Source organism: Ignavibacteriota bacterium, assembly GCA_016218045.1.
GTDB lineage: Bacteria > Bacteroidota > Ignavibacteria > SZUA-365 > SZUA-365 > JACRFB01.
Genome location: JACRFB010000012.1, coordinates 62367 through 88394, shown reverse-complemented (window position 1 = coordinate 88394; position 26028 = coordinate 62367). Strand labels below are relative to the sequence as shown.

Annotated in this window: 16 protein-coding genes and 1 tRNA gene; 3 read left to right on the top strand and 14 right to left on the bottom strand. The window is 62.7% G+C overall.

The features are described from left to right. From HY962_03690 to HY962_03660, 7 genes are read right to left on the bottom strand one after another with little or no spacing between them, the layout of a single operon-like run. Entirely contained in the window at nt 1-2097 is a 2097-nt protein-coding gene (locus tag HY962_03690) for a VWA domain-containing protein (GenBank protein ID MBI5646010.1), read from the bottom strand. Between the two features lie 18 nt (nt 2098-2115). Further along, nucleotides 2116-3717: a PD40 domain-containing protein gene (locus HY962_03685; GenBank protein ID MBI5646009.1), complete on the bottom strand. Its 1602-nt coding sequence runs from the start codon at nt 3715-3717 to the stop codon at nt 2116-2118. 5 nt (nt 3718-3722) lie between these two features. After that, complete coding sequence (locus HY962_03680; protein MBI5646008.1) at nt 3723-4550, bottom strand: hypothetical protein; 828 nt, start codon at nt 4548-4550, stop codon at nt 3723-3725. A gap of 2 nt (nt 4551-4552) precedes the next feature. Further along, nucleotides 4553-5866 (bottom strand): acetyl-CoA hydrolase/transferase family protein, encoded by a 1314-nt coding sequence (locus HY962_03675; protein ID MBI5646007.1) that lies wholly within the window; start codon nt 5864-5866, stop codon nt 4553-4555. Between the two features lie 54 nt (nt 5867-5920). After that, nucleotides 5921-7036, bottom strand: coding sequence for an alanine dehydrogenase (locus tag HY962_03670; protein MBI5646006.1), 1116 nt, complete (start codon nt 7034-7036; stop codon nt 5921-5923). Nucleotides 7037-7088: 52 nt separating this feature from the next. Continuing rightward, nucleotides 7089-7976 (bottom strand): bifunctional methylenetetrahydrofolate dehydrogenase/methenyltetrahydrofolate cyclohydrolase FolD, encoded by an 888-nt coding sequence (gene folD / locus HY962_03665; protein MBI5646005.1) that lies wholly within the window; start codon nt 7974-7976, stop codon nt 7089-7091. A gap of 2 nt (nt 7977-7978) precedes the next feature. Then, nucleotides 7979-8782: a TIGR00282 family metallophosphoesterase gene (locus tag HY962_03660; GenBank protein ID MBI5646004.1), complete on the bottom strand. Its 804-nt coding sequence runs from the start codon at nt 8780-8782 to the stop codon at nt 7979-7981. A gap of 145 nt (nt 8783-8927) precedes the next feature. Between HY962_03660 and HY962_03655 the strand changes: the two genes are divergently transcribed. Together HY962_03655 and HY962_03650 are read left to right on the top strand one after the other, a co-directional pair. Then, nucleotides 8928-9536, top strand: a complete 609-nt coding sequence (locus tag HY962_03655; protein MBI5646003.1) for a sigma-70 family RNA polymerase sigma factor — start codon at nt 8928-8930, stop codon at nt 9534-9536. Nucleotides 9537-9603: 67 nt separating this feature from the next. Next, a tRNA-Pro gene (locus HY962_03650) sits at nt 9604-9677 on the top strand. Between the two features lie 33 nt (nt 9678-9710). Here the strand turns inward: HY962_03650 and HY962_03645 are convergent. After that, nucleotides 9711-11720, bottom strand: a complete 2010-nt coding sequence (locus HY962_03645; protein ID MBI5646002.1) for a peptidyl-prolyl cis-trans isomerase — start codon at nt 11718-11720, stop codon at nt 9711-9713. 127 nt (nt 11721-11847) lie between these two features. On the opposite strand from HY962_03645, the gene HY962_03640 reads away from it, so the two are divergent. After that, the gene (locus tag HY962_03640) at nt 11848-13974 is read left to right on the top strand and encodes a T9SS type A sorting domain-containing protein (GenBank protein MBI5646001.1); all 2127 of its coding nucleotides are present in this window, start codon (nt 11848-11850) and stop codon (nt 13972-13974) included. Nucleotides 13975-14612: 638 nt separating this feature from the next. Here HY962_03640 and HY962_03635 read toward each other — a convergent pair. From HY962_03635 to HY962_03610, 6 genes are all read right to left on the bottom strand, one after another. Beyond that, nucleotides 14613-15407: an SDR family oxidoreductase gene (locus tag HY962_03635; protein MBI5646000.1), complete on the bottom strand. Its 795-nt coding sequence runs from the start codon at nt 15405-15407 to the stop codon at nt 14613-14615. Continuing rightward, complete coding sequence (locus tag HY962_03630; GenBank protein MBI5645999.1) at nt 15404-17230, bottom strand: PD40 domain-containing protein; 1827 nt, start codon at nt 17228-17230, stop codon at nt 15404-15406. Before HY962_03630 ends, HY962_03635 begins: the two co-directional genes overlap by 4 nt. 12 nt (nt 17231-17242) lie before the next feature. After that, the gene (locus tag HY962_03625) at nt 17243-18022 is read right to left on the bottom strand and encodes an outer membrane beta-barrel protein (GenBank protein ID MBI5645998.1); all 780 of its coding nucleotides are present in this window, start codon (nt 18020-18022) and stop codon (nt 17243-17245) included. A gap of 14 nt (nt 18023-18036) precedes the next feature. Beyond that, complete coding sequence (locus tag HY962_03620) at nt 18037-21240, bottom strand: choice-of-anchor D domain-containing protein (protein ID MBI5645997.1); 3204 nt, start codon at nt 21238-21240, stop codon at nt 18037-18039. Between the two features lie 419 nt (nt 21241-21659). Further along, entirely contained in the window at nt 21660-22745 is a 1086-nt protein-coding gene (locus HY962_03615; protein ID MBI5645996.1) for a PorV/PorQ family protein, read from the bottom strand. Nucleotides 22746-22757: 12 nt separating this feature from the next. After that, nucleotides 22758-26003, bottom strand: a complete 3246-nt coding sequence (locus tag HY962_03610) for a T9SS type A sorting domain-containing protein (GenBank protein ID MBI5645995.1) — start codon at nt 26001-26003, stop codon at nt 22758-22760. Nucleotides 26004-26028 lie beyond the last annotated feature (25 nt).

Genomic DNA, 26028 nt, shown 5'->3' with positions numbered 1-26028 from the left:
CTACCTCGTGACGAGCAGCAGCTTGGTGGCGAGCGAGTAGCCCTCGCGCAGCGTGCAGAGATAGGATCCGCTCGGCAGATCACCCACGGGCAATGCCGCGTTGTGTTCGCCCTTCGGCAGATACGCGTCCACCAGCACCCGCACCACCTCACCCTCCATCGTCGTGATTTCGAGCCGCGCCCTGTCGGTGCCGCGCACCGAATACAGGATGGTGGCGACCCCGTGGCCGCCCGCCTGCAGCGGATTGGGTGAAATCGCGTGGAGTTTCAAGGACTCTTGTTTCACGAGAAGTGGTTGGCAGTATCCGTCGAGCATGACGTCAGAGCCGGTGAATTCAATTCGCGGCTCGCAGGATTGTGAGACTCGGAGATTGCGTATCACACAAGAGACACGCGAAGGGGTGTTTTGGTAACGAGGCCGGAACAGAAGCATCACGAGCGTGCCGGAACCGTACGGAACGGGCGACGGCGCGACGGACACGTCCAGCTCGCCCGGCGCGTCCTCACGCGTCACTACCTGCGCCAGCGCGCTCATGGTTCCCGTGGTGTACGCGGCGTCGAAGGTCATCAGACCCGCGTCGTACGACACATGGAACGAATAGCCCAGCGGCTGCTGCGTGTCGATGGTGTCGTCGAGTTCCACGCGCAGGCCCACGATGTTCTCGCGGGTCGGATATGCTGTGACGGGAAGGTGCAGGCGCAGCAGCGCGGGACAGCCGTTCACGACGAAGGTGCTCGCGCTACCGTCGGCAAGCACTTCGCACTGCTGACGGAGATGCCGCACCCGCGCCTCGAGCCGGCCCTCCATGTTCGAGCGCCGTTCGAGCACGGTGAACACCACATGAAACAACGTGTCGGCCACCGGGCGGCGCACGCCACGCGCAACCGGCGTTCCCGCAGCGGTGATACGCAGCATGCCCGGCGTACCCGCGTCGACGTTCAGCGGCACTCCATCACACACGTCCCCCACCGTTTCCACACGTTCGTAGCGCAGCAGCGCCGGATCGTAGAGATACTCGAGTTCGATGTCGATCTGTTCGCCCGCCCGCAATTCACCGTCCGCACGCAGCGGCACGCGCAGTAGGCGGTTGTCCTCGACGGTGTCGGGCAGCACGGGACGTACGGCCAGCCGCGATCGGAAGTCGGGCACGGTGTAATCGACAGTGCCGGTCTGGGTGTTGCCGTTCAAGGTGACGGTGACATCCACTTGACGCATGCCGCCCGCGCGGCACGTGTCGGCCGAGGTGTACGACAGCACACATTCGCTCAGCACCACGCTGCGCATGATGCGGCCGAGCACATCCGACAGTTGCTCGGATGTGGGGGCGAGGAAAAACTCCCCTCCGGTGCGTTCGGCCATGCTGCGCATGCCCGGCACATCGATGGAATCCACGCCGAGCCCGATCATGTAGATGGGCACGCCTATTGTGCGCGCCATGTTCACGACATCGTCGATGCTGGAAATCGAGGACTGGTCGCTGCCGTCGGTGAGGAGGATCATGACGGTCTTCCCTGTATCGGCATCACAGTATCCGAGCGCCATCAGCGCGGCGTCGTATATGGCGGTGCCGGATCGCAGCGAGAGCGACTCGATTACACGCGCGAGGCGGTCGGCGTCGTGTGTAAAATTCTGATGCAGCGCCGAGGTGCGCGCAAACGAGAGAAAGGCGCCGTAATCGATGGGCCGCAGGCGCCGGAACGATTCGACGAACACCTGCTTCGCGCGACGCCACTTCACGCTGTCGGGATCGTAGTCGCGTGTGCCTTCGATAAACGCCATGCTCAGACTCACGTCGAGCACAAACATAAAATGCACGACGTTGGTCAGCGAGTCGTTCTCACACTCGACGCGCAGCGGACCCTGCCGCACGCCGTTTTCGAACACCACAAAATTTTCCGGCGCGATGGTGCGTATCGTCGCGGAATTGTCGGTGACGCGCAGCGGTATGCGCACCTCGGGCCAGCGCTGCACGTCCGGCGGCCGGAGCTGCATCTGGAACTGCGCAACGCTCACAGCAGCCGCGCAGGACAACAGGACAACGGTCAACGCGGCGGCTATGCGCAGACGTCCCCGTGCGTGAATACTACGGCGCCTCATCGCGCCCTCCTTGTTTCGCTATTGCTGCTTCAGCGGCTCGGAAAGTAATCTGACTTCCACACGCCGGTTTTTCTGCCGGCCCTGGTCCGAATCGTTCGGCAAGGCGGGACGCTGCTCGCCGTAGGCATTCATCACGATGTTTGCGCGAGGCACACCCTTCGAGATGAAGAAGCGGCTCACCGCGGCGCCACGGCGCCGAGAGAGAGCGATGTTGTAATCGTCGCTGCCCGAGTCGTCGGTGTGCGCATCGAGCTGCAGCTCGAAATCGGTTTTGGCGGCGAGAAGCGGAGCCAGCAGATCCGCCACAAAAGCGTTCAGAGAGGCCGTGTTCTCGTCGGTCACGTCGGCTTTGTCGAATTCGAAATACACGGTCGGCACGGTTTCCGTTGGTGTTTTCACGACGGGCGTGTCGACAATGATGGGCGCGAGATACACACGCGTCTGATACACGTTGGATCCGAGCGATTGCGGCACGTTCACGGTACGCGATCCGGCATGATATCCGTCGGCCATCGCGGTGAATGTGTACTGCGCGCCGGGGGTCGTCTCGAAACGCAGGCGCCCCTGCTTGTCGGCCCGCGCGGTGTCGGCGCCGCCGGCCGGAGTCTGTATGATCACACGAGCGCCGCCGACACTCTTGCGCCGCACGGAATCCTGCACGGTGAGCGCCAGGTAGAAGGTGTACCGTGTCGTGTCCTTGTACGGATTCGGACCGATGCTGTAGATGTCGTGGCCGCCGAGTCCGCCCTCGCGCGTGGACGAGATGAACACGGTGTCTTCCTGCGCCGAGAGGCGGAAGAACATGTCGTCGCCGGCGGAGTTGAAGGGCCGGCCCGCATTTTTCGGAGCGAGCCATCCTTTTTTCGGATCGCGCGACGAGACGAAGATGTCGATGCCGCCCAGTCCGTCGTGACCGTCACTCGCAAAGAAGAGCATCATGCCGTTCGGTGTCACAAGCGGACTCTTCTCATCGCCTGAGGTGTTGATTGTCGGACCGAGATTCTTGGGCGTTCCCCACTTGCCGTTCCGCAGCCGCTTCGAAACCCAGATGTCGGTGCCGCCCTGACCGCCGGGCCTGTCGGAGACGAAGTACAGTTCTTCGCCGTCGGGCGAGAGATACGGATGTGAATCCCAATACTTCGAATTGATGGTCTCTCCCGCGTTGGTGAGCCGCTGCCATGCACGCCGCGCGTCGATCGTCGAGGTGTAGATGTCGCCGTCGCCGATGCCGTCCTCGCTCCAGCACTGCACAAAGTACATCGTGGCGCCGTCGGGCGTGACAAAGGGCGCGCCCTCGTCGTTCACGCTGTTCAGCGTGCCGCCGTGATTCAGCGCGCGCGTCCACACACCGTTCTCGATGTCGGAGAACCATACGTCGTCGCCCTGTATGTACCCTTCGACCGTTGGGCGGTTCGAGGTGAAATACAAGCGGCTCCCGTGCAGGAACGGCGCGTAGTCGTCGCGGTCGGAATTGACCTCGGAGCCCAGATTGCGGATGACCGCGGACTCGAAGGTGCGGACCTCCTGCAGTGTGCCGCCGCAGCCGGCGAGTGCAAGCAGAATGACCGGGAGAAGGAAGACTCCGGCGGGAACGCGGGCGAAACGGATGCGTGCAGTCATGGCTCTTAGAGGCGGAACTTGAGAATCGCGAGGACGTGGATGGATGATGCCGACCAGTTGTCGTCGGAGGAGATGTTGGTGAGCGGGTACACGTACGAGACCTCGGGGGTAAACATGACGCCGGGGCTCAGCCGCAGATTGTATCCGATGCCCGCGCGCACGTCGATGCGCGGGGTCGTGACGTCGGGAATGTCGAAGACGTCCTTTGTCCCGAGCGACTTCTCGTTTGTCCCCGTGGCCATGAACACGAAGCGGTCGTCGAGCAGGCGCTCGACGGTCCGGTACGAATTTTTTACCGGTATGCCGATGCCCGGACTGATGGACACGTAGAGATCGCGCAGCGGATACAGTTCGAGCACGGGCGCGATGGTAAAGTACACGAGATCGACGTTCATGATCCGCTCCACGTCGATGACCGCGGTGTCGGCGCCCGAAGGATCACCCGGGCCCGCCATAACGCCGCGGCGCACCTTGAGCATGATCGTGGAATACTCCGCGCGCTGATCCTCGTAGAGCCCGCGCAGGGCGATGCCGATAGAGGGTGAGATCATGTGCTCGAGCTGCAGGCCTCCGACAATGCCGGATCCCGATCCGTCGGTGAAGCGGCACTCGTCACACTCGGGAATAAAATCTCCGCCGTGTGAATTGAGTCCCATGCCGAGTATCAGACCGAGACGCCAGATGCGCGGTGCCGGATACAGCACGTCGGGCTGAACGGGTGTGAAGGATGGAGCCGCCGCGTCGGCGCGGAACTGTGCCCGCGCAGGGACGCCGGAAAGCAAAAGCAGGAGAAGCGCCAGAGGCGCGAGGAGTACGGGAGAATGTCGTCGCATGCTCAAATATAACTCTGCTTTTTCGCGTACGCACGCAATTCGTCGCGGAATTTCGGATGCGCGATATGAATTAATTCGTTGACACGCTGACGCACGGTTTTGCCGAACAGCGAGGCCACGCCGTATTCTGTCACAACATAGTGCACGTCGGCGCGGTTGGTGGTCACGCCCGCGCCCGCGGTGAGATGCGGCACGATGCGCGAGATCTCGTCGTTACGCGCGGTGGACGGCAGCGCGATGATCGGCTTGCCGCCCGGCGAACGCGATGCGCCACGGATAAAGTCCACCTGTCCGCCGAAACCCGAGTACAGACGCGGTCCGATGGAATCGGCGCAGACCTGGCCGGTGATGTCCACCTGCAGGGCCGAGTTGATGGCCACCTGCTTTTTGTTCTGCGCGATGATGAACGGGTCGTTGACGTAATGGCTCGGGTGGAACTCGACGATGGGATTGTTGTTGATGAAGTCGAAGATTCCGCGTTCGCCGAGCACAAACGAAGCGACCATCTTGCCGGGGTGCAGCGTCTTCTTTTCGTTCGTGATGACGCCGCGTTCGACGAGTTTGATCACGCCGTCGGAAAACATTTCGGTGTGAATGCCGAGGTCGCGCTTGTTGTCGAGGAACGACAGCACCGCGTCGGGTATGCTGCCGATGCCCATCTGCAGCGTCGATTCGTCCTCGATCAGATCCGCGATGTACGCGCCCATGTTGCGATACACCTCGGCCTCCTTCTCGTCGGCGATTTCTCCGACCTGCGGGAGTTCCTTGATCGGCACGTCCACTTCCACGATGTGGTGGATCTTGTTGATGTGGATGAAGCAGTCGCCGAGCACGCGCGGCATCTGCGGATTCACCTGCGCGACGATGAGTTTGGCCATCTCGCAGGCCGGCTTGGTCATCTCGACGCCGACGCCGAAGCTGCAGAAGCCGTGTTCGTCGGGCGGCGACACGTGAATGAGGGCCACGTCGACGGGGATGATTTTTTTGTAGAACAGCGAGGCGACTTCGTGGAGGTAGATGTGTGTCACGTCGGCCAGGCCGTTCTTCACGGCGTCACGCACGTTGTGGCCGATGAACAGCGCGTTGTGACGGAAATGCCCCTGCATTTCCTCCGACACGTAGCCGGATTCACCGACCGTGAGAATGTGGTGCACTTTCACGTCCGACAGTTCGTGTCCGCGGCCGATCATCGCCTTGATGAGCACTTCGGGCACGGCGCAGCCGGGATGCACGTACACGTTGTCGCCGGATTTTATGACCTGCACGGCCGCTTCAGCGGTCGTCACTTTTTTTCGATAGCTCGAGAGCCATTGCATGGGAACGTCCTTCTACTTTCAGGTTCTGCGGGAGAGGTACGGTGTGGGAGTGGGTCAGCAATTGCAGTCGAGCGGCTCGACCGGGATGTCGTAGATGTCGTTGAGCAGGGAATGCACCGGCACGCCGTGATGCGTCACCACGCCGCAGCGGAAATATCTCTCGGCCGCAATGGTGGCGTCGACGCCGTTTTTTGACAACGACAGAAGGAAAGGCAGTGTCGCGTTTGTCAGCGCGTAGGTCGACGACCGCGCGACCATCGAGGGCATGTTGGGCACGCCGTAATGAATGACGCCGTATTTCTCGAAGGTCGGGTCCTTGATCGTCGTGGGACGGATGGTCTCGATGCAGCCGCCCTGCGTCACGGAGATGTCGATCACGACGGCGCCGGGTTTCATGGTCTTCACCATGTCCTCGGTGACGAGGTGGTGGCTGGCTTCGTCGTTGATGGCGATGGCGCCGATGAACACGTCGGCGATCTTCACGCCGCGGCGGATGTTCTCGGGTGTGGCCATCACGGTCGTGATCTGCTTGCCAAGATGTTTGTCGGCTTCGCGCAGACGCTCGAGATCGTTGTCCATCACGATCACCTGCGCGCCGAGACCGAGCGCTGTCTGCGCTGCCGCGTAGCCCGAGGCGCCGATGCCGAGAATGACGACGGCCGCGGGGGCGACGCCCGCGACACCGCCGAGCAGCACGCCGCGTCCGCCCTGGTCGCTGCGCAGATAGCGCGAGCCGACGAGCACGGCGATCTGTCCGCTGATCTCGCTCATGAGTCGGAGAATCGGATAGGATCCTCCTTTTCCGCGGAGCAGCTCGAGTCCGACGGCGGTGCATTTCGATTGCATGAGATGATCGACGAACCAGCGCTGTCCCATGCCGAGCATGAGGAACGAGAGCAGGGTCTTGTCTTCGGTGAGCAGTTCCAGCTCGTCCTTCACCGGCGGCATGACCTTGAGGATCACGTCGGCGCGGCCGGCCGCCTCTTCGGCGGAATACACGATGGTGCCCCCCGAGCCGCGGTAGAGATCGTCCTCGAAGCGGGATCCCTCCCCCGCTCCGCTCTGAATGACGACGGTGGCGCCCGCGTTCACGAGCGATTCCACGCCGAAGGGTGAGAGGGCGACGCGCTGTTCGTCCTCGAAGCGTTCTTTGAGAATTCCGATGGTCATGATGGTCCTCTATCGGTGGTACAGGTTCTTCGTTGTGTGTGCCTGCGCCGACTCAGCCGGCCACGGAGCGCTGCGCGGCGAGCAGCGTGTTTTTCATCAGCATCGCGATGGTCATGGGTCCGACGCCGCCCGGCACGGGTGTCAGGGCCGATGCGACGGCCGACACCGACTCGGCGTGTACGTCGCCCACAATGCGGTAGCCCTTTGCGGAATCGGGATCATCGACCTGATTGATGCCCACGTCGATCACCACCGCGCCCTCCTTCACCATGTGTCCGGTGATGAACGCGGGGCGGCCGATGGCGACGATCAGTATGTCGGCCTCGCGTGTCACGGCGGCGAGATCCTCGGCGCCGGAATGCGCCACGGTGACGATGGCGTTTGCGCCCGGCCCCTTCTGCATCAGCATGTTGGCGAGCGGCTTGCCCACGATGTTGCTCCGCCCCACGATCACGACGCGGCGGCCGTCGGTCTCGATGCCGTTGCGCACGAGCAGTTCCTGAATGCCGGCGGGTGTGCAGGGGCGCAGCGCGGTCTGCCCGATGACCAGGCGTCCCACGTTGACGGGATGGAAACCGTCCACGTCTTTGCGCGGTGAAATGGCGTTGATCACCTTGTCCTCGTCGATATGCGCGGGCAGCGGAAGTTGCACAAGGATGCCGTGGATGTCGGGATCGAGATTCCAGGCGTCGATCTGTTCGAGCACGGAAAGCTGCGTCGTCTCCGCGGACATTTCGACCGTGGTCGAATGAAATCCGCAGGTGTCGCAGGCGCGGCCTTTTGAGCGCACGTAGGAGCGGGACGCGGGATTGTCGCCGACGAGGAGGAAGGCGAGGCCGGGACGCACGTCGCGGCGTTCACGCAAGGTGATCGTTTCGAGGCGGACCTCCTCCTTGATGACCGCGGCCAGGGCCGCGCCGTCGAGTATCTGCGCGCTCATGATCAAAACTCCGGAAACATGAAGGAACGGATGGAGAGGGCCCGGCCCGACTCGGTGTCGACCGTGAGCAGCACGGCCGAGAGATGGACGTCGTCGGCGGCCATCTCGAACTTGTGCGCGGTCTGCCGTATGAAACGCCGCAGCGCGATGTCCTTGCGCATGCCCACGACAGAGTCGTACGGGCCGGTCATGCCCGCATCGGTGATGTAGGCGGTGCCCATCGGAAGAACGCGCGCGTCGGCCGTCTGTATATGCGTGTGTGTGCCTATCACGGCACTGACCCTGCCGTCGAGGTGCCAGCCCATCGCGATCTTTTCTGCTGTCGCTTCGGCGTGCATGTCGACCACGATGACGGCGGTCTCCTCGCGCAGCTTCGGCACGGCCCAGTCGGCGGTTTTGAAGGGACAGTCGATGGGACTCATGTACGTGCGGCCCTGAAGATTGAGAACCGCGACCTTCCCCTTCTCCTTCAGATCCACCACCGTCCAGCCGCGGCCCGGATTTTCGCGCGGATAATTCGCGGGGCGCAGCAGCATCGATTCGGCCGCCATGAGTTTTTGTATGTGCCACTTCTCCCAGATGTGATTACCCGAGGTGATGGCGTGTACGCCAAGTCCCTTCAATTGCGCGAGCTGGCTTTCACTGATGCTTTTGCCGTCCATCGCGTTTTCGCCGTTGACGATGACGCAATCGACGTGATGATCTCTGACAAGCGCGGGAAGGAAGGTGGCGACCGCGTTCATGCCGGGAGTTCCGACGATGTCGCCTATGAAGAGTATGGTGATGGTCTGGGAGGGATTGTGCATGGTGCGTCGTGTGGGTAAGATGCCAAAAGTACGATATCCCGCCCTCATTGCCAATCGGATCAATCACCACGCGGCTCCGTGTGTCCGCGTATTGTTTTGCCCGGCCCCGGCGTGTAGATTAGGGGCCGACAACACACGGAAGCGGATGTATCAGACGCCGGAAGAACGAAGAGAACAATCGCGGGCCGAGGACAAGGACCTGATCCGCGACGCCCTTGCGGGCAATCAGGACGCGTACAAACGCCTGATGCGCAAGTATCGCAACGCGATCTATCACCTGATCGTCCGCATGATCGGCTTCACGCCCGAGGCCGAGGATCTGACGCAGGAGGCCTTTATCAAGGCGTTCAACTCGCTCGCGTCCTTCAACGACGAATTCTCGTTTTCGACCTGGCTGTACAAGATCGCGACGAACAACGCCATCGACCACCTGCGCAAGCGCAAGGTGAAACTCGTCTCGATCGACAAGCCCCTGCCGAACAGCGACGGCGAGCAGCATTTCGAGATTCCCGACACGAGCTACGTGCCCGACCAGAACATCCTGCGCGCGCAGCAGACGCGCACGATCGAGGCGGCGATCGAAAACCTGCCCGACAAGTACCGCGTCGTGATTGTGATGCGCCATCAGCAGGAAAAGAGCTACGAGGAAATCGCCGAGGACCTGGGCCTGCCGCTGGGCACCGTGAAGGCGCACATCTTCCGCGCGCGCGAGTTGTTGTACCGCAGTCTCAAGGGCCGCGTCGGGGATTATTAAGAGTCGGCGGGAAATTTCACGCCGCATTTGCGCGCCGCCGCTCGGATCGCTATATTAGGAGACGAATCGGGGCGTGGCTCAGCCCGGTAGAGCGCTCGGTTCGGGACCGAGAGGTCGGAAGTTCAAATCTTCTCGCCCCGACAAGCGGCCGCCAAGGATGGCGGCCGTTTTCCTTTATGGGGCGGTGCGCACGGGAGCACTCATCCCTTCGAACACGGGACCAAAGAGCGGCGCAAGTCCAGGCACCGCGGGGATGCGTCCTCCAAAACCCAGAAAGCGCAGCGTAAACATCTGCGTGGTGGGCAGCGAGAGCGCGCGCAGTTCCTCCTCGTTGATGCGTATGTCGGCGCGGGCGGCGAGCGCGCGGACGCGGTCCGCGGTAAGCCGCGCCGAAAGCGGCGCGCGCAGGCGCGAGTCCACCGCCGCGCGGAGTGTGCGCATGTCGCGGAGGGAATCGCCCGGGGTCTCGAGCGCGAGAAGGCGGAACACCGACACCTGCTCGCCGAGGGACACGGGTCCGCCGACGCCGCCGGGACGCAGGGCAAACACCGCCTTGCCGAGCGCGCCTTCATCAAACAGGATAAAGGGACCGTATTCTCCGTTTCTTTCCGCCGCACCGGGCCGTTCGGATCTGGTCGCGGCCAGGCGCCGGAAGCGGGCGGTGTCGCCGACGGCGGCGAGCGCCTCGGCCGTGAGTGCCCGGTCTCGCGTCAGGACCTCGACGATACGCGCGCGGGGCGGTCCGCCGAACAGATCGGGATAACGTGCGTACAGGGCCCACACACTGTCGTCCACCGCCGTTGCGCGCTCGAATAACACGTCGGGCAGTGAATGCGCGAGGCCGCTTTCCTCCCACAGCGCCATATCGGCGCGCACGGCATCGCTGTGCTGGAGACCGAGCCGGTAGCCCTCGCGCGTGAGGATGTGCCTGTCGAGCGCCTCCTTCACCGCTGCGCGGTACACGTCGGGAAGGCGGCGGTACATCGTCCGCCCCGCGCGTACACCCGCGCCCTCGAGCAGTTCGAGCACCGCGCCGTACGAGAGCGCCTCGCCGTCGATACGCGCAAAGGGGCTGTCGATGCGCGCGCCGGCGCGTGCGCGCATGTCGTCGAACCATCCGGCTCCAAGAGCCGCGATGGTGGTGGAGTCGGCATGAAGCTGCGCGCGCAAAGCCGACACCACGGCATCGCCGAGTGCGCGGTACAACGAATCACCGAACACCGCTTTCCGACCCGTCCACAGACGCCGTACAAGGTCGGCCGCGCGGGCGGCCTCACGCGCGCCGCGCAGATCGTTTTCGATGCGCCTGCTTCGCGCCGCGAAGTCTTCGTCGGACGCAATCTCGCGCGCCACATCGCGGCGGTGCACAATGTACCAGCGCGCCGCGATGCGCACCGGTTCCGAGAAGGCGCCGGGCCGCAGACGTCGCTGCACCGCCGCGAGAGACCGTTCGAGCGGCTCCGTGACCGGCACCGCCGCAGCGGCGCGTGTGCTGTCGCTCCCCTGCCAGGTCGTGAGCACCGTGTCGAAGGGCAGACCCGCGCGAAGCGCCGCGTGCAGGGCACGCGCGGCGGAGTCGGACTCCGTCACGATGTAGCGGTATTCCGTTTCGCGCAGCAGCCGCGCGTACTCGGCGCGCAGTTCCGCCTCGGGAATCGTCACACGCGCGCGCACGCTGTCGCGGTACAATTTGTCGCGCACAAACATCGCCTCGGCGCGCGCGCGCGAGGCCGTGAAGGTGCTCTCGCCCGCCAGCGCGTTTTTCCGCGCCTCCGCGGCGAGCAGCCGCTCGGCGATGATCGAGAGCAGGAACTCGCGCTTGAAGGTCTCGGCCGCTCCCGCGCGCTCGCGGCCCGGGAACACGGTGAGCGCCGCGCGCATGCGCAGTTCGTCGTCGGTCACCGGCCGTCCGTCCACGGTGGCCACCACCCGCTGCGCGCGGGCGGCCGAAGCGCAGAGCATGGCGGCAAGCGCAACGAGGATGTATGTCCGCGCGGCACCACGGCGGGACGACCGCAGGGCCGCCAGCGGATCGGCGTGCAGCATGCTGTGCTTGAACTGTGCCACCATTTCCTCGTATCTCGAAATCATCTCTGCTGTGGGTGTGTCTGTGCATGTTCCGTTGCAGGACACGGCCGCGGGACGTGCTGTGTCGTGGTAATCCGCGGCAATGTACAAAAGCACGCGTTTCCTCCCGCACCACGAACCCGTGTGTAGCAATGTCGCATTGTATCGGACAACGTGGCCTTCTTTGAGGGAATCCCTTCGCGATGTAAGTTGGGGCGATACCCACCTGTGCACGGAGCCCCCCATGATTCAGCGTTCCTTCCTCTCCGCGGCGATCGCAGCCCTTCTTGCGCTCGCGCTCTCGTCCCTTCACGCGCAATCCCCCAGCACCGCCGATACATGGCGGCAGGTCGGAGGTCCATTCACAGGCAAAGTCCTGTCGTTGCTCGAGCTGCCGGACGGAAGCCTGCTTGCCGGAACGGAACGCGGCGGACTCTTCCGTTGCACCGACGCAACACAGCCGTGGGAACCCTATGCAACGGCCTCCCTGGCGGGGACGTCGATTTATCAGCTCAAACGCGCGCCCGATGGACGTCTCTTTGCGGGACTCGAATACAATCTCGCGATCTCGACCGATGACGGAGCCACGTGGACCATCAAGGCCCTGCCCTCAAGTCAAAACGGATTCGCCATCGCATTCAGTCCGTCCGGCACACTCTATCTCGGTGGCTGGGCCGGACTCCATAAATCCGACGACGGCGGCACATCGTGGACCGAAATCATGAGCGGCCTGCCGAACGTATCTGTCAACACCGTGGCAGTGGATGCCGCGGGCAACATCTACTCCGGCCATCAGAACCGCGGCCTGTATCGCTCGAGTGATCAGGGCGCAAACTGGGCGCTGGCGCATGCCGACCTCGACGCCGTCACCGTGAAGTGCACGGCCGTGGGAGCCGACGGTGCGATCTACGCGGGCACGAGCGGACTCGGCATCAGCATCTCGCGCGACAACGGCCTCACCTGGTTCAACGACACCAACACCACGGCCAACATCACCGCGCTGTGTGCGACATCCTCGGGTCCTGTGCTCGCCGGCGGTGCGAACGGCATCGTCTATCTCACGCGCGATTCCGCCGCGAGCTGGAGGCAGATGCGCCGCTCCGCGCACGGCGGCAGCATTCTGAGTCTCTCATCCTTCAAGAACAGTTTCGCCGCAGGAACCGCCTGGGACGGCGTGATGCGCGGCGATATCGATCCCACGAGTTGGACCGACATGACCGCGGGCCTCATCAATCTCACCGTGCCCGCGTTCACGTCCAACAGCAAGGGCACGATCTTCATGGTGAATCCCACCTTCAACGACGTGATGAAATCCGCTGATGGCGGCAACACCTGGACCATCGCCAACGGCAATCAGACGCGCACCGTGCGCACCGCCTGCGTGATGCCCGAGAACGACTACCTGTACGTCGGCACACCGAACGGCGTGTACCACAGCACCGACGACGGCGCGACATGGACGCAGGACATCACCGGCATGACAAACCGCAATGTGCGGCTTGTTGCCGTGAGTCCGACCCGCGCGATCTTCGCCTCGTGTTTCGGCCGCAAGCTGTACCGCTCGCTCGATTACGGACAGTCCTGGTCCTTGATCAACGAAACCTTCGGCAACGGCGAGATCTCGACCATGATCTTCACCGAAGACGGGGTGATTTTTGCCGGCACTGAAACGGCGGGGCTGTACCGGTCGCTCGACAACGGCACGACCTGGTCGTCGATACAGAAAGGTTTGAATCGACTTCTTGTGACATCGCTCTGTTACAGCAAGAATTACGGGCTGTATCACGGCAGCTACGGCGAAGTGCATGTGTCCTCCGACCGCGGTGATACATGGACGCGCATCACCAACGATCTTCCCGTGGCGTCGGTGTACGCCATCGCCATCGCGCCATCGGGCCGACCCGCCGTGGGCATGGAGGTGAAGGGATGTTACTACTACGATGCCGCCGCGCGCAACTGGCTGCCTGCGAACACGGGTCTGTTCAACAAGTCGATCCTCGCCTTCCACGTGAACAGCAACGGCGCGCTGCTGGCGGGGACGGACGGCAACGGCATCTTCATCATCGACCGTGTGCCGACCGGAATCGCCGACGCTCCGGCCGCCCTTCCCTCGACAACGGAACTGTCACTGTATCCGAATCCCGTGGTATCGTCGGGTGCGCTGCAGGTAACACTCACGACCGCGCTCGAGTCCGCGGCGCGCTGCATCGTTGTCGATATGCTGGGACGCGTCGTATACACGGGCACATTAACACAGGGCTCCTCGCGTGCAACACTCGAACTGCCTTCATTGCCGGGCGGCGTATACACCGTGCAGGTGCAGTCCGCCACGCGCACAACCTCGGCGCGTTTTGTAATCGCCGGCAGGTGACACACACATTCCGGAGCTGCGGGCATGGATCGTTTCAAACCCATGCCCGCGTTTCTTATGGACGAATGGACGGTTGGACGGTTAGACGATTAGACGATTAGACGATCAGACGATCAGACGATCAGACGATTAGACGATCAGACGATTAGACGATTAGACGATCAGACGATCAGACGATTAGACGATTAGACGATCAGACGATCAGACGATTAGACGGTTAGACTATCGGACGAAAAAACGACACAGCGATCCGATTCTTTCCGCGATCCAATCTGCGTGTGCGCTGGCCGCGTGTGGATTCTGACAGGGGTGACCGGCGGTCGCCCGACACTGCCACGATACACGCATATAACACCGCCCAGAACAGATCAGTCACCCTCGCCCAGAACGGGAGAGGGCCGGGGTGAGGGTGCGCTGACTCGCTGTCCCGTCGTGCCTCGACGAGCTCGGCATGACACAATCCCCGCTATCCAACTCCCAACGCTCAACTCCCTACTCCCAACTCCCCACTCCCTACTCCCAACTCCCTACTCCCAACTCCCTACTCCCAACTCCCCACTCCCAACTCCCAACTCCCTACTCCCCACTCCTCCCAGCTCCTAACTCCTAACTCCTAGCTCCTAACTCCTAACTCCTAACTAAAATCCATACACCGAAAATCCTCCGTCGACCGCAATCACCTGTCCCGTGACATAGGACGATGCGGGCATCACGAGAAATGCCACCAGCGCGGCCACCTCGCGCGCTTCACCCACACGTCCAGCGGGTGTGCGCGCGAGCACCTCGTTGAGATAGGTCTCATTGCTGAGCAGCGACGCGACGAGCGGCGTGCGGATATACCACGGTGCGACGGCGTTGACGCGAATGCCGTCGGAGGCCCATTCGACCGCGAGGTAACGCGTGAGGTGGTGCAGCGCCGCCTTGCTGGCCGCATACGGCAGACCCGTGCGCAAGGCGGCGAGTCCCGCCGTTGATCCAATGTTCACGATGGCTCCACCGCCCTGCAACTGCGGGTGGAAGATGCGGCAGAGTTCGAAGACAGACACCAGGTTCGTGTTCTGCAGAAACGCGTACTCCTCGCCGGTGTACTCGAGCGTGCGTTTGCGGATGTTGGTGCCCACATTGTTGACCAGCACGTCGAGACTGCCCCACTCGTCCTGCACAAATCGCGCGAGTGTGTCCCGTCCCTTCTCTTGCGACACATCAGCCGCGAGGCCCACGGCCGCAAAGCCGCGCGCGCGCCAACCTTCCGCGGCGGCGTGTACGGAATCCGCGCTGCGCGCCACCAGCAGCACCTCGGCGCCGCGCTCCAGCAACTCGCCCGCGATGGCCTCACCGATGCCGCGGGTGGCGCCGGTGACGAGAGCGCGCTTACCTGCGAGCGTCCAGATATCCGCGCCTTCGCGCGGCGCCTGTGTTCCTTGTACCGTCATTTGTACCTCTTGTTGAGATCAAAGTCGCTGTCGGCTCCGCGAGGCGCGGTTCCGACGCGGCTCATCGTGATGCGGATGCGTCGCTGGGCGGCAAAGTCGTTCTGGTCGCGGCTCACATCGCCGCCCACAACCACGTAGCGGATACGTCCCGCATCGCGTAATTCCTTGTATGTTGTCAGACCCTTCGCGGCGGATGCCGAAAACAGCTCGTCGAGATATTCGGCCGAGAAATGCGCCCGCAGTCCTGAGAGCTTCAAGTTGTCGAGGCTTTCGCCCTTGTCCACCGAATGTGCAACACCGGAGACATCCACAAAATCGACGCGGTGCTCTTCGTGAAATACCCCGACGATGGGCTGCGGATCGGCATAACCGATGACGCGGATTTCAAGCGCCTCGCCCGGCAGCGCCGCGGCCTTGAAGCGCGGAAAAATCTCGTCCACACCTGCGGTGTACACAGTCTGGAAAATCCCCTCGACAGTCTCCGCATAGGCCTGGTATTGTTGATGGCGCTTCGACTGCTCCTTGAAACGCTCGATGTAGCCGGCCTGCGAGAGGGGTCCTGACAGTTTGCCGAACAGTTCCGCAAGATTCTGTTTTGTGTTGGGCCGGTAATACCCGGTGACAAAAAACGGCACGTTGTATTTGCCGAGATCGAATTCCGCGACAGTGATGGGTCCGAAGCGCAGCACGGTGACGGCCTCGGTGTTCGGCGGTGTCGATACGACCAGAGCGGACCGCGGCGGATACTCGCGTATGCTGGCCTCGACCTTGTAGGCGCGCGCCGCGGGCAGCAACTGCGCGTATTCGTCGGCCTGCGAATTGGTGACGAACGACGCGACAACGCCGCCGGTCTCCGCGTCGGTCACGGTGACGATGCTCGGCAGCGGTGCGCCGCTCACGGAATCGATCACACGCACAACCATGCGGAACATACCCGCCCCGAACACGTTCGGTGTGCCCGCGTAAATGTCGAGTCCGCCGTAGCCACCACGTCGCGCGGAGGCGAGGAAGAACTCGCGGTCTTTCGCGGGAGCATGGAAGAACAGATCGTCTTCATCGGAATTTATGACGGGGCCGAGATTGACGGGCGCCGTCCATGTGTCGCCTTCACGTATCGACATCCAGATATCGTAGCCGCCATAACCGCCGTGCCCGTCGCTGGCGAAATACAACGTGCCGCCATCGGGCGTAAGGTAGGGGGCGCATTCATTGCCGGATGTGTTGAGCAGCGTACCGAGTGGCCGCGCCTCGCGGAACGTGCCCCAGTTGTCGCTGGTCGCGATCCACAGATCCGCCCCGCCCTTCCCGCCGGGTCTGTCCGACGAAAATATCAGTGTGGTGCCGTCGCCCGAGAGTGTGGGCTGCGAATCCCACCGGGTGCTGTTGACAACAGCTCCGGGATTGCGCACATCAGATAGGACGCCGTTCACGAGACGCCCGAGCCAGAGGTCCGTATCGCCCAGGCCGCCGGGCCGTTCCTCGGACGCGAACACGACGCTGGTATTGTCGGCCGCGATCGCGAGGGCGCCGTCGTTATCGCCCGTATTAAAGACGTCGCCCGCGTTCGCGGCGGCGGCCCAGCGTTCGCCGCTGCGCGCGGCGCGGTAAATGTCGGCCTCGCCGCGCGAGCCCGCGCCGCGGTACGACGTGAAATACATCGTGCCGCGGTCGATGCTGAGGAACGGCGCGTAGTCGTTCTCGGCCGTGTTGATGTCGGTGTCGATGGGCCGCACGACGATGGGATAGGAACTGAAATTCTGCGCGGTCGCGGAAACGGAGACCGAGAAGGCGAGGCAGAGCAGGATGCACATGCGAGTTTTCATGAGTGCCGTCTCCTACAAGGGGAAAAGGACGCCGAGCGTCGCCTGAAGTGTGGATACTTTCCAGTTCCCGTCGGTCGAGACGGTGCTGAGCGGAAATCCGTACAGGACTTCGGGATTCAGAGTAATGGATCGGGATATCGGAATTTTAGCGCCGAGTCCGCCGCGCAGCGTAAAGACCGACCCGCGCACAATGTCGCTCGAGCCGGCGTACATCTCCTTCGACGTGCTTCCGTCGAGATAGGTCACGCCCGGCGGACCGGCGATGGTCTCGGTCTTGACAAATCGGTTTCCGAGTATGAATCCCGCGGACGGCCCCAGCGCCGCGTAGAGTCCGAACGACGTGAAGGTGTAGGTTGCGAGCAGTTCAGCGCTCAGCATGTGCAGTGTCACTTCCAGCGTGTTGTCGAGCGTCACGAATTCGACGGCATTGTTTCTGCCGCGAATCGGGTACTGCTGCAGTATGGCGGTGAAATCACCCCCGGGATTTTCGTACAGGATGCGTGGTGACAGGTCGAATCGTCCGCCGATGGGAATAAAGGCCTTGAAGCCCGCGACCAGGCCGATGCCGTCGCCCTCGTCGAAGGAACAGCACAACAGGCCGTTGGACGTGGTCGAGAAGCGGCCCGTGTGAAACGCGGCGTCGATGCCGCCGTAGGGTCCGGCCAAAATGAATCGCGCGGCGCCGGGAAAGAGGATGCGGTCTTCGGGATGTATGGGTCCGTCGGAGCCCGCGGGCGCGGCGGAGCACAGGATGGCGAGGAGACAGAGCGTGGTGATGATGGTGGTTTTCATTGCGGGATCTCCTCTCAGCGCACGAGCAGCAGTTTTTGCGTGTCGGGTTGTCCGTCGCAGGTGAGACGCGCGAAGTACAGGCCCGCGGGCAATCCGGCCGCCTCGAAGGTCGCTGTGTACTCCCCTTCCTCGGTCCACGCATCGAGCAACACGCGCAGTTCGCGCCCGTAGGCGTCGAGCACGCTGAGGCGCGCGCGGCAGGCGGCCGCGAGCACAAAGGGTATCCTGGTCGTCTCCGTGAATGGATTCGGCCGGCCTTCTTTCAGCATTCCCACGCGACCGCGCGTTTCCAGCAGGCGCGCGTCGAGGTAACAGAGACTGTCGATACGGAACACCGCGGGCGAGAAAATGCCCGCGCGCGGATTGCCGTCGGCAAATTGCGCGGAGAGTATGGATACGTCCGTCGTACGGCTGTTTCCAAGCAGAGCGAGGAGGTCGGCCATAATAAGCACGCTGTCGTCGACAGGATTTGTGAGCAATCCGGACACATCCAAACGAAGCGTGGCATCCGCCTCGGCGAAGTTTGCGGTCTCGGCGGCCGCAGCAACAATCAAACCGCTGCTCAATGTTCCCGCCGTGTGTGCAGGAACGGAAGGCTGCATTCCCGATGGACGCATACCAGCGAGCAACGTCTTGTTGTATCGAAGTCGTAGCGTGTACGAACTCACCTCATACTCGGCAGGAATTCTCCGTGTTAGCCGGATCGGGAATCGCACGCTGCTGCCGGGTTTGGCGGTGTACGCGCCTTGCAGCCACACTGCCACGCTGTCGTAGCCGATACCCTCAAGCAGCACATCGCGTCTCTCCTGACCGCAGCCCTGATAGATGAACGTCACGGTGTCGCGCAACAGGCGGAGCCGCGTTGGCGAGAAACAGACGCGCACGCTCGCCGTGGCTCCGGGCAGCACAGCGAAGGGCACGGGCGTGTCGAAGCTGAACGGCGGATTACCGATGGCCACTCCCGTCACACGCAGCGGTGCCTCGCCGGTGTTCCCCACGAGAATGTCGATGCACCGTGTGTCACCAACCATGGTGGAATCGAATTGTACGGTAGGAACGACCTGTATCACCGGCCGTATGCCGCGTCCGCGCAGGCGGTACGTCGTGGTGCTGTTCTGTCCGAGCAGCGCCGCGATCTGCCTGTACACACCGACGAGGTCGGTGGTTGTGGACGCGCTGAAGAAACGGCCGCCCGTGGTCGAGGCCATGTTCGTGAGTATCGTGGCGTTTGCCTCGCCGATGCCGATCGTGAAGATGGTGATGCCCGCCGCCTGCGCCGCGGCAATCACCTGTGCGGGCGTGTGCGTAGAAAGATTGTCCTCGCCATCGGTGAGCACGATCAGCACCTTGCGGTTGCCGCGCACCGCCAGCGTGGTGATGGCGTCGACGAGGGATGAATAGAGCCGGGTTCCGCCGTTCGCCGTCAGTCCGGCGATGGTGGATGTCAGTGCGGTCTTGTCGGTCGTGAACGTCTGCGGTACGGCGAAGGTGTTCGAGAATGTCATGACGGCGGCCTCGTCGCGCACGCCCAGCGTGTCGATAAGACTCGAGACGAAGTCCATGCCCGCGCTGCGCGCGGCGGCGATGCGCTGTGTCGCGTCGGCGCCGGATATGGCCAGTGTCATGCTGCCGCTGACGTCGAACAGCATCCCGATGCTCATCGACACGCGTGTGTCGGCGTTGAGTGTCACGACCGCCGAATCGATGCGCGGAGCGTCGGGCGGCTGATAACACACCTGAAACGACCGCGACTGTCCCGGCGTGAGATTGAAGGGCGTGGGGATGAGACCGCTGAATGGCGGAGGCGGCGCGGGAACGTTCCGCACCGTGAGGGCAGTGTCGCCGACATTGGCGAAGGTGACTGTCAGGCATTTTGTTGTGGCGCACAACGTCGTGTCGAAGTCCACGGGCGACGGCACGATCTGCAGGATGGGACCGAGGACGGCGTTTGATGTGGGCATGCCCACGCCGCGCACGGCAAACTGCAGCGACGGTTCATTACACGAGCTGTTGGTGAGACGCCCTTGCGCCTGCACAAAGCCCAGCGCCGCGGGCGCGTAACAGACGGTCATATTTGCGCTGCCTCCGGGAGGCACGGGTGAGGCCGGAGCCGATTGTATCACAAACGGAGCGGGCACAGTGACGGACGATATGTCGAGCGGCGCATTGCCGGTGTTCTGCACGGCGACGGTCTGGCAGCGCGAGGAGCCGACAAGCACCGCACCAAAATCGCATTCGGCGGGCGAAAGTGTGATCTGCGGCGAAACGGTGCGGGCGCGCAGGAGTACGTCGAAGGACGTGTTGATGCTGAGCATGGTCGCAATCGCGCGCAATGCGGCGGTGAGGCCCGCCGGATCGGTGGCGGATTGATACATGCCGCCGGTCTGCGTCGCGAGCTGCTGCAGCTCCGCCACGGCCGTCTGCCCCATGTCGATGGTGTAGATGCGCACGGGTTCGGATGCGGCCTGTGCGGCGGCGATGACCGCGGCTATCTGTGTCGGACTTCCCGCGCAGGTGTTCTGTCCGCCCGTGATGAGCACCACCACAGGCACGCCGTTGCGCGCGCGTGTGTCGTTGACCGCGCGCAGCACGGCATCGTACAGGCAGGCATCGGCGCCCCCCGCGGTTCCGGGCAACGCCGCCGTGAGTGTGGCGCGTGTCGAGGTGAAATCCTGAAGCAGCGTGGTAGCGGCGCCCGCGCTGTATACGGCGGCTTCGTCGCGTATGGCGGGGGTGAAGAGCAGGTCGTTGAAAAGACTGTCCGACGCGGCCTGTGCTGCAAGAATGCGCGTGGTGGACCCGAAGGCGGAGCTCATCGACGCGCTGACATCGGTCACAAGGCCCAGTGACACGGGAAGCCGCGAGTCTGCGCGGAATGTGACACGCTGGCTGTCGACGGACGCGGTCGCCGCGGCTGTGTAACAGAATTGGTACATGCGCGATGTGCCGGGCGGAACTGTCGCGGCCGCTATGGAACCCGTAAACGGCGGTGCCGCAAGCGCCGACGCTCCGACGTTCATCGGTCCGTCGCCGATATTGCGCAGGGTGAGCTGCAGGCACTTCTGTGTGCCGCAGCGCACGGTGTCGAAATCCAATGGTGTGGTCTGTATCTGCAGTACCGGGCCGACGAGACGCGGCTGCGTCCGCGCGTCCGGAGCAGCGATGCTCAGGCACGCTGCCACGATAAACATAGCGCTCCAACGATGCGTCCAGGGCATGGGGATTCCTCTGGGTTTGTTGCGAAGGTCGAGTAACAGGGATGGATCGGATTGAATAATGTACGGATAAGTTTATCCGTAGGAAACCGTATCCTGGTAGGTGGTAGGTGGTAGGTGGGTAGATGGTAGATCGGTCTATTCTGCTCGTGTGAGGAGACAGGCTACAGGAGACAGGAGGTAATCGTGTCTATGCGTGTCTCCTGTCTCCTTTCTCCTGAATCCTCATGCTCGTGTGAGGAGACAGGATACAGGAGACAGGAGGCAATCGTGTCTGTGTGTGTTTCCTGTCTCCTTTCTCCTGAATCCTCATGCGATCATTACATATCGTGCTCCCTGTCTCCACCAAGCACCCTGCATAAAACGACGCGGGGAGTCCCGCAAAGGACTCCCCGCATGTGGAGGATATGTGCTTCGGGATGCTAAAACGTTATACCCAGCGTAAAGGCATGAGAACCTTTGAATACTTTCGCGGTCCGGTAGGCGTAATCGAATTCGAAGGCGATACTGCCTGCGTTCTGGCGGACGCCCGCACCGAAGGAGGGGCCGAAAAGATACGACGACTCGCCGTTCACGTCCGCCGCGTCACCACCCGCAAGTGTGTACGAGACGCGCGCAAAAAACAGATTCATGTATCCGTATTCGACGGCCATGCGGTACTGATCAGGCAGGAAGTTGTTGTTCTCGAAGGATGACGAGACGGTGAGCACGTGTTCGGGTGCCAGATCCCGCACATACCCCATACCGATCTCGATCGAGGTGGGCATCTGGAATCCCGCCGCCTCGATTTTCAGCAGTTGTCCTTCACGATCCGATCCGATTTCGTTCACCGTGCGGTACAGGCCCGGTCCATCAAACGCCATCGCGCTGCCGAGATGTTTGAGCGCCACGCCGAGCTGCAGGCCTCGTACGTTGGCGAGGCCGTGATACTGCACGCCGATGTCGAACGCGATGCCCGACGACGACACGCGGTTCAATTCCTCCGACACGATATGCGCGGTCAGTCCGGCGCGTATGCGGTCGGTGAGAGCGCGCGCGTATGTGATGCCGAGATCCACAAAGGTCGGAGCAAACACGGCGCCTGTGCCGTCGGGATTACGTTCGTCGGTGTAGACGATGTCGCCGAACGAGAACGACTTGATCGACAGTCCGACATGGCCGAAGCCGGCGAAAGACGCGCCGACCGCAGCGTAGTTCAGACCGTCGGCGTCGAAGCCGCTCATGTGTGAGAAACGGACGTCCACAGACGTGGACATGCCGGCGAGTCCGGCGGGATTGTAGTATATGGCCTCGGTGCCGGAGATACCCGACAGCGGCGCGCCGCCGAGCGCGATACCGCGCGCCCCGACCGGCACGAGGAGCTGGTCGGCTGCCGCGGTGCCACGCCGGTTGCCTCCGCCGGCGAAGCTGCTCACGCCCGGCAGCAACGCTGCCGCCGCAACGAGGAGGACAAGGAGGGACATGCCGCGCACGCGCGATGCTGTTGCTGCATTCGAAACGAGTTTCATGGCTGCCTCCGCTCAGATACGATCGAGGAATTGTGTCTCCGTCACCACCGCGAGACGGAGTGTTTTCTCGAGTCCCAGATCGGGCATCTCGATATGGATGTAGTAGAGGCCGCTCGCGATCGGCAGGCCGTTGTCGTTGAGCAGATTCCATGTCGCGTACTGGCTCGCGTCGTTCTTTTCGAAGGAACGCACGAGCACGCCCGACAGCGTGTAAATCTTGAATGACGCGCGCGCAGGCAGATGGTTGATGGTCACGAAACGCTGATACTTGTTCTGCTCGCGCGTGTTCGACGCGTAGTAGGGATTCGGAAACACGTTCACGGCCGACACGTCACTCTTGGCCTGCTCCTTCGAGAAGGTCGGCGGTATCGTCGAGAACGTGTACGTGTCACGCTCGGAGAAAGCCACCTTCGGCGTGATGCGCCATATCGTCCCGCGCTGCCACGGATCACGCTGACCCGCGTAGTCGGTCTTGAGCAGATGCCAGGACCAGTACAGGATCGGCATGTTCCGCGCGCCGGTGTTCAGGCGGAAACTGGGATCGGTCCATGCGGGATTCGGCGTGCCGGTGTAGCGCTCGTTCAGGATGTACAACATCTCGCGGTCGTTCGGATCCGTCGTCGGTCCCCAGCGGTTGTCCTGCGCGGGTCGGCCGAACTGCTCGACCCATGCGTAACAGAGCTGGAAATGTTTGGAAGGATCGGCGTCGGTCACATCCCACACCTGTATGGGCGAATCGAAATACCCGCGGTAGCCGTAGTTCGGCGACGCGCCGCGCAGGAACATGTACCCCTTCTGCGGCTTCGTGGAATCGAAGCGGATCTCGACAATGCGGTCCACTTGATACCCCTTCAGACTGCTGCCGAACTCGCCGTTGTATCCGCATTCCCACCAACGCCCGCTGTCCTTCGATCCGCGCTCGTAGGGCGTGAACACTTCGGGACCGCCGATCCATTCGCGGAGCAGTATCTCGTCGTGATGCAGGCGCGGATTGGCCGGATCGTACTCCCGCGCGTTGTACTGCGTGTAGTAACTCGAACCGCGCACGCCGATCTTGAATCCGTCCACCACGTAATAGTCGGTCTGCAGGCCGTGGAAGCCCGTGGCCCCGGTCACCGGTGTTGTGCCCTTGGTCACATTCTTCAGCACCCACGTGTCGAAAGACGGCACGTGCAGCGTGTCCACCGTCCCGCCGTCCATCGTGTGATCGTATGTCGTCGCGACATTTCCCGTGCTGCGGAACGACACTTCGTATGTGTCGCCTGTCAGGCGCAGCGGATCCACCACCTCCACTTCCGCAAAACCGGTGGATGTGCCTCCGGTGTGCACGGGCACGATGCGGTTGCGCAGTGGTTCGCCGAAACGCACGCCCGGATCGGTCGTCTGCGGCCTCACTTCGATGATCACCGGAGTCGATTCGAGCTGACGCGGCGTGGCGTCGGGATTGGGATTAAACGCGTAGGCCGTGACGGCGAAGTAGTACGGCTGATTGTTCACCAGCGGACGGTCGAGCAGAAAATCCTTGGTCACTTCGAAGGAACGCTCGAGTCCTCCGTCGGTGCCGAACTGCACGGGCACGTCGAGCACGATGCCCGATTTCTCGTCGAGCACTTCGTCGAAGATGATCGACGTTCCGTCGACAACATCGAAGGTCGCGAGACGCACGGCGTCGTCGAGCGGATCGCTCGCCTTGCGGAACTGATACACGTTGTACCCCTGGAAGCGGTAGCCGCGGTCGCTGTGTTTCTCGACACGCGCCACGATGTCGGGATCGCCCCAAGTAAGCACCGCCTGGCGGTTGTGCAGCGACGCACGCACGATGGGCGAGGGCGGCGCCTGCGGCAGGTCGAAATTGTTGTCGAAGGCGATCTGCGCGTAGCGGTCGAAGTACTTCAGCACCTTGATGCTGTTGAGCCGGTCTGATCCGCGGCCCACGATCGTCGAGACGACCACCTCCTGCGTGTCGCCGCGCGCCAGCGTGAACGGACCCGACGTCATCAGGAAACGCCGGTCGCCCGGTGTCGACACGATGCCGTCGATCCATCCGGCGCGGGTGATTGGATCACCCGGCAGGCACATGCGCACGATCTGCCCGGTGGTGGGATCCACATACTGCCTTCCGTTGTAGAGGCGCCCCTGCATGTAGTTGTACATCTGCTCCGCTCCCGCAGGATCCTTCAGATCGGGATCGCGGTACACGGAACTGCCGTTGATGTAAAATGCGAAGCTCGACACGCCCAGATTTTTCACACCCGTGCGGATGCCGAAATTGTATCGCGCAGAATCGCCCGGACTGGGCACGATCGGCCCCTGGAAGAAATCGTATCCCGCCGCGGGCGGCACGCCGTACACTTCGTCCTTCGAGAGACCGTTGTAGGCGTAACCCAGGCTGAGCGTTGTATCGATACCCACAAAGTCGTCCCACGCGTCGCCGAGATCGGGATCGGACCATTTCGAGAAATACGCCTCGAGCAGATCGTCGGTGCCCTTGTTGATGATGGTGTATCGCGTGAACACGATGTTCGAAAGTGGTCCGGTGCGCTTGTACGCCCACACCAGCGTGTGCAGTTCGATACCGATGGGCGGTGATCCGTAGAGGTTCACGGTGCGGCGCGAGTCGAGATCGTTCGACACGAACCAGATGTTCTCGTCGCCCGGCAGCAGCGGTATGTCGCTGCGTGTCGAATCGCCGTACTGCAGCCAGTCCGTAAAATTCGGCTCGTAGATGCCGTTGCCGTTCCTGTCGCGCCACGGCGCACCCGATCCACCGGGAGGCGGACCCGCGGGCCATTCCACGAAGTCCTTCTGCAGCCGCTGCTGATCCGCGGCCGACAGCGCCGCGAACTGCTCGGCATTCACGCGCTGAATCTTGAAGATGCGGTAGCGCGGATCGCTGGGATCGGCGGCCTTGCCGTCGGGCAGTATCGGCCCGGCCTGCAGGCCCGCATTGTACGTGGCGCCGCCCACGCGCCGCTGACCCTGTATCTTCCCGCCCCAGATGATGCCGTCGGTGAAGATCACGTACTTCGCGCTGCGCTTGGGCCATTCGCAGCCGGACTGATCCGACAGCGGATTGTGCGACATACGCCCGTTGTTCGACATCCACATCAGGATGTTGTTGACGGAAATGAAGTCCCACTGGTCGTTCGAAAGGGTTTTCGACAGGCCACCCTTCTGGGGGCCTTCCGGATTTTCGGCCGCGGCAGCAAGCGGAAACACAAGCAGCGCGGACAGGAGAAACGGTGTGATACGTATCATGATGGCTCCTGGTGTGCTATCGCTG

Excerpts from the sequence above, each read along its gene's own strand:
- HY962_03690 (MBI5646010.1), bottom strand. The coding sequence starts at position 2,097 with ATGAGGCGCCGTAGTATTCACGCACGGGGACGTCTGCGCATAGCCGCC.
- HY962_03685 (MBI5646009.1), bottom strand. The coding sequence starts at position 3,717 with ATGACTGCACGCATCCGTTTCGCCCGCGTTCCCGCCGGAGTCTTCCTT.
- HY962_03680 (MBI5646008.1), bottom strand. The coding sequence starts at position 4,550 with ATGCGACGACATTCTCCCGTACTCCTCGCGCCTCTGGCGCTTCTCCTG.
- HY962_03675 (MBI5646007.1), bottom strand. The coding sequence starts at position 5,866 with ATGCAATGGCTCTCGAGCTATCGAAAAAAAGTGACGACCGCTGAAGCG.
- HY962_03670 (MBI5646006.1), bottom strand. The coding sequence starts at position 7,036 with ATGACCATCGGAATTCTCAAAGAACGCTTCGAGGACGAACAGCGCGTC.
- folD (MBI5646005.1), bottom strand. The coding sequence starts at position 7,976 with ATGAGCGCGCAGATACTCGACGGCGCGGCCCTGGCCGCGGTCATCAAG.
- HY962_03660 (MBI5646004.1), bottom strand. The coding sequence starts at position 8,782 with ATGCACAATCCCTCCCAGACCATCACCATACTCTTCATAGGCGACATC.
- HY962_03655 (MBI5646003.1), top strand. The coding sequence starts at position 8,928 with ATGTATCAGACGCCGGAAGAACGAAGAGAACAATCGCGGGCCGAGGAC.
- HY962_03640 (MBI5646001.1), top strand. The coding sequence starts at position 11,848 with ATGATTCAGCGTTCCTTCCTCTCCGCGGCGATCGCAGCCCTTCTTGCG.
- HY962_03635 (MBI5646000.1), bottom strand. The coding sequence starts at position 15,407 with ATGACGGTACAAGGAACACAGGCGCCGCGCGAAGGCGCGGATATCTGG.
- HY962_03630 (MBI5645999.1), bottom strand. The coding sequence starts at position 17,230 with ATGAAAACTCGCATGTGCATCCTGCTCTGCCTCGCCTTCTCGGTCTCC.
- HY962_03625 (MBI5645998.1), bottom strand. The coding sequence starts at position 18,022 with ATGAAAACCACCATCATCACCACGCTCTGTCTCCTCGCCATCCTGTGC.
- HY962_03620 (MBI5645997.1), bottom strand. The coding sequence starts at position 21,240 with ATGCCCTGGACGCATCGTTGGAGCGCTATGTTTATCGTGGCAGCGTGC.
- HY962_03615 (MBI5645996.1), bottom strand. The coding sequence starts at position 22,745 with ATGAAACTCGTTTCGAATGCAGCAACAGCATCGCGCGTGCGCGGCATG.
- HY962_03610 (MBI5645995.1), bottom strand. The coding sequence starts at position 26,003 with ATGATACGTATCACACCGTTTCTCCTGTCCGCGCTGCTTGTGTTTCCG.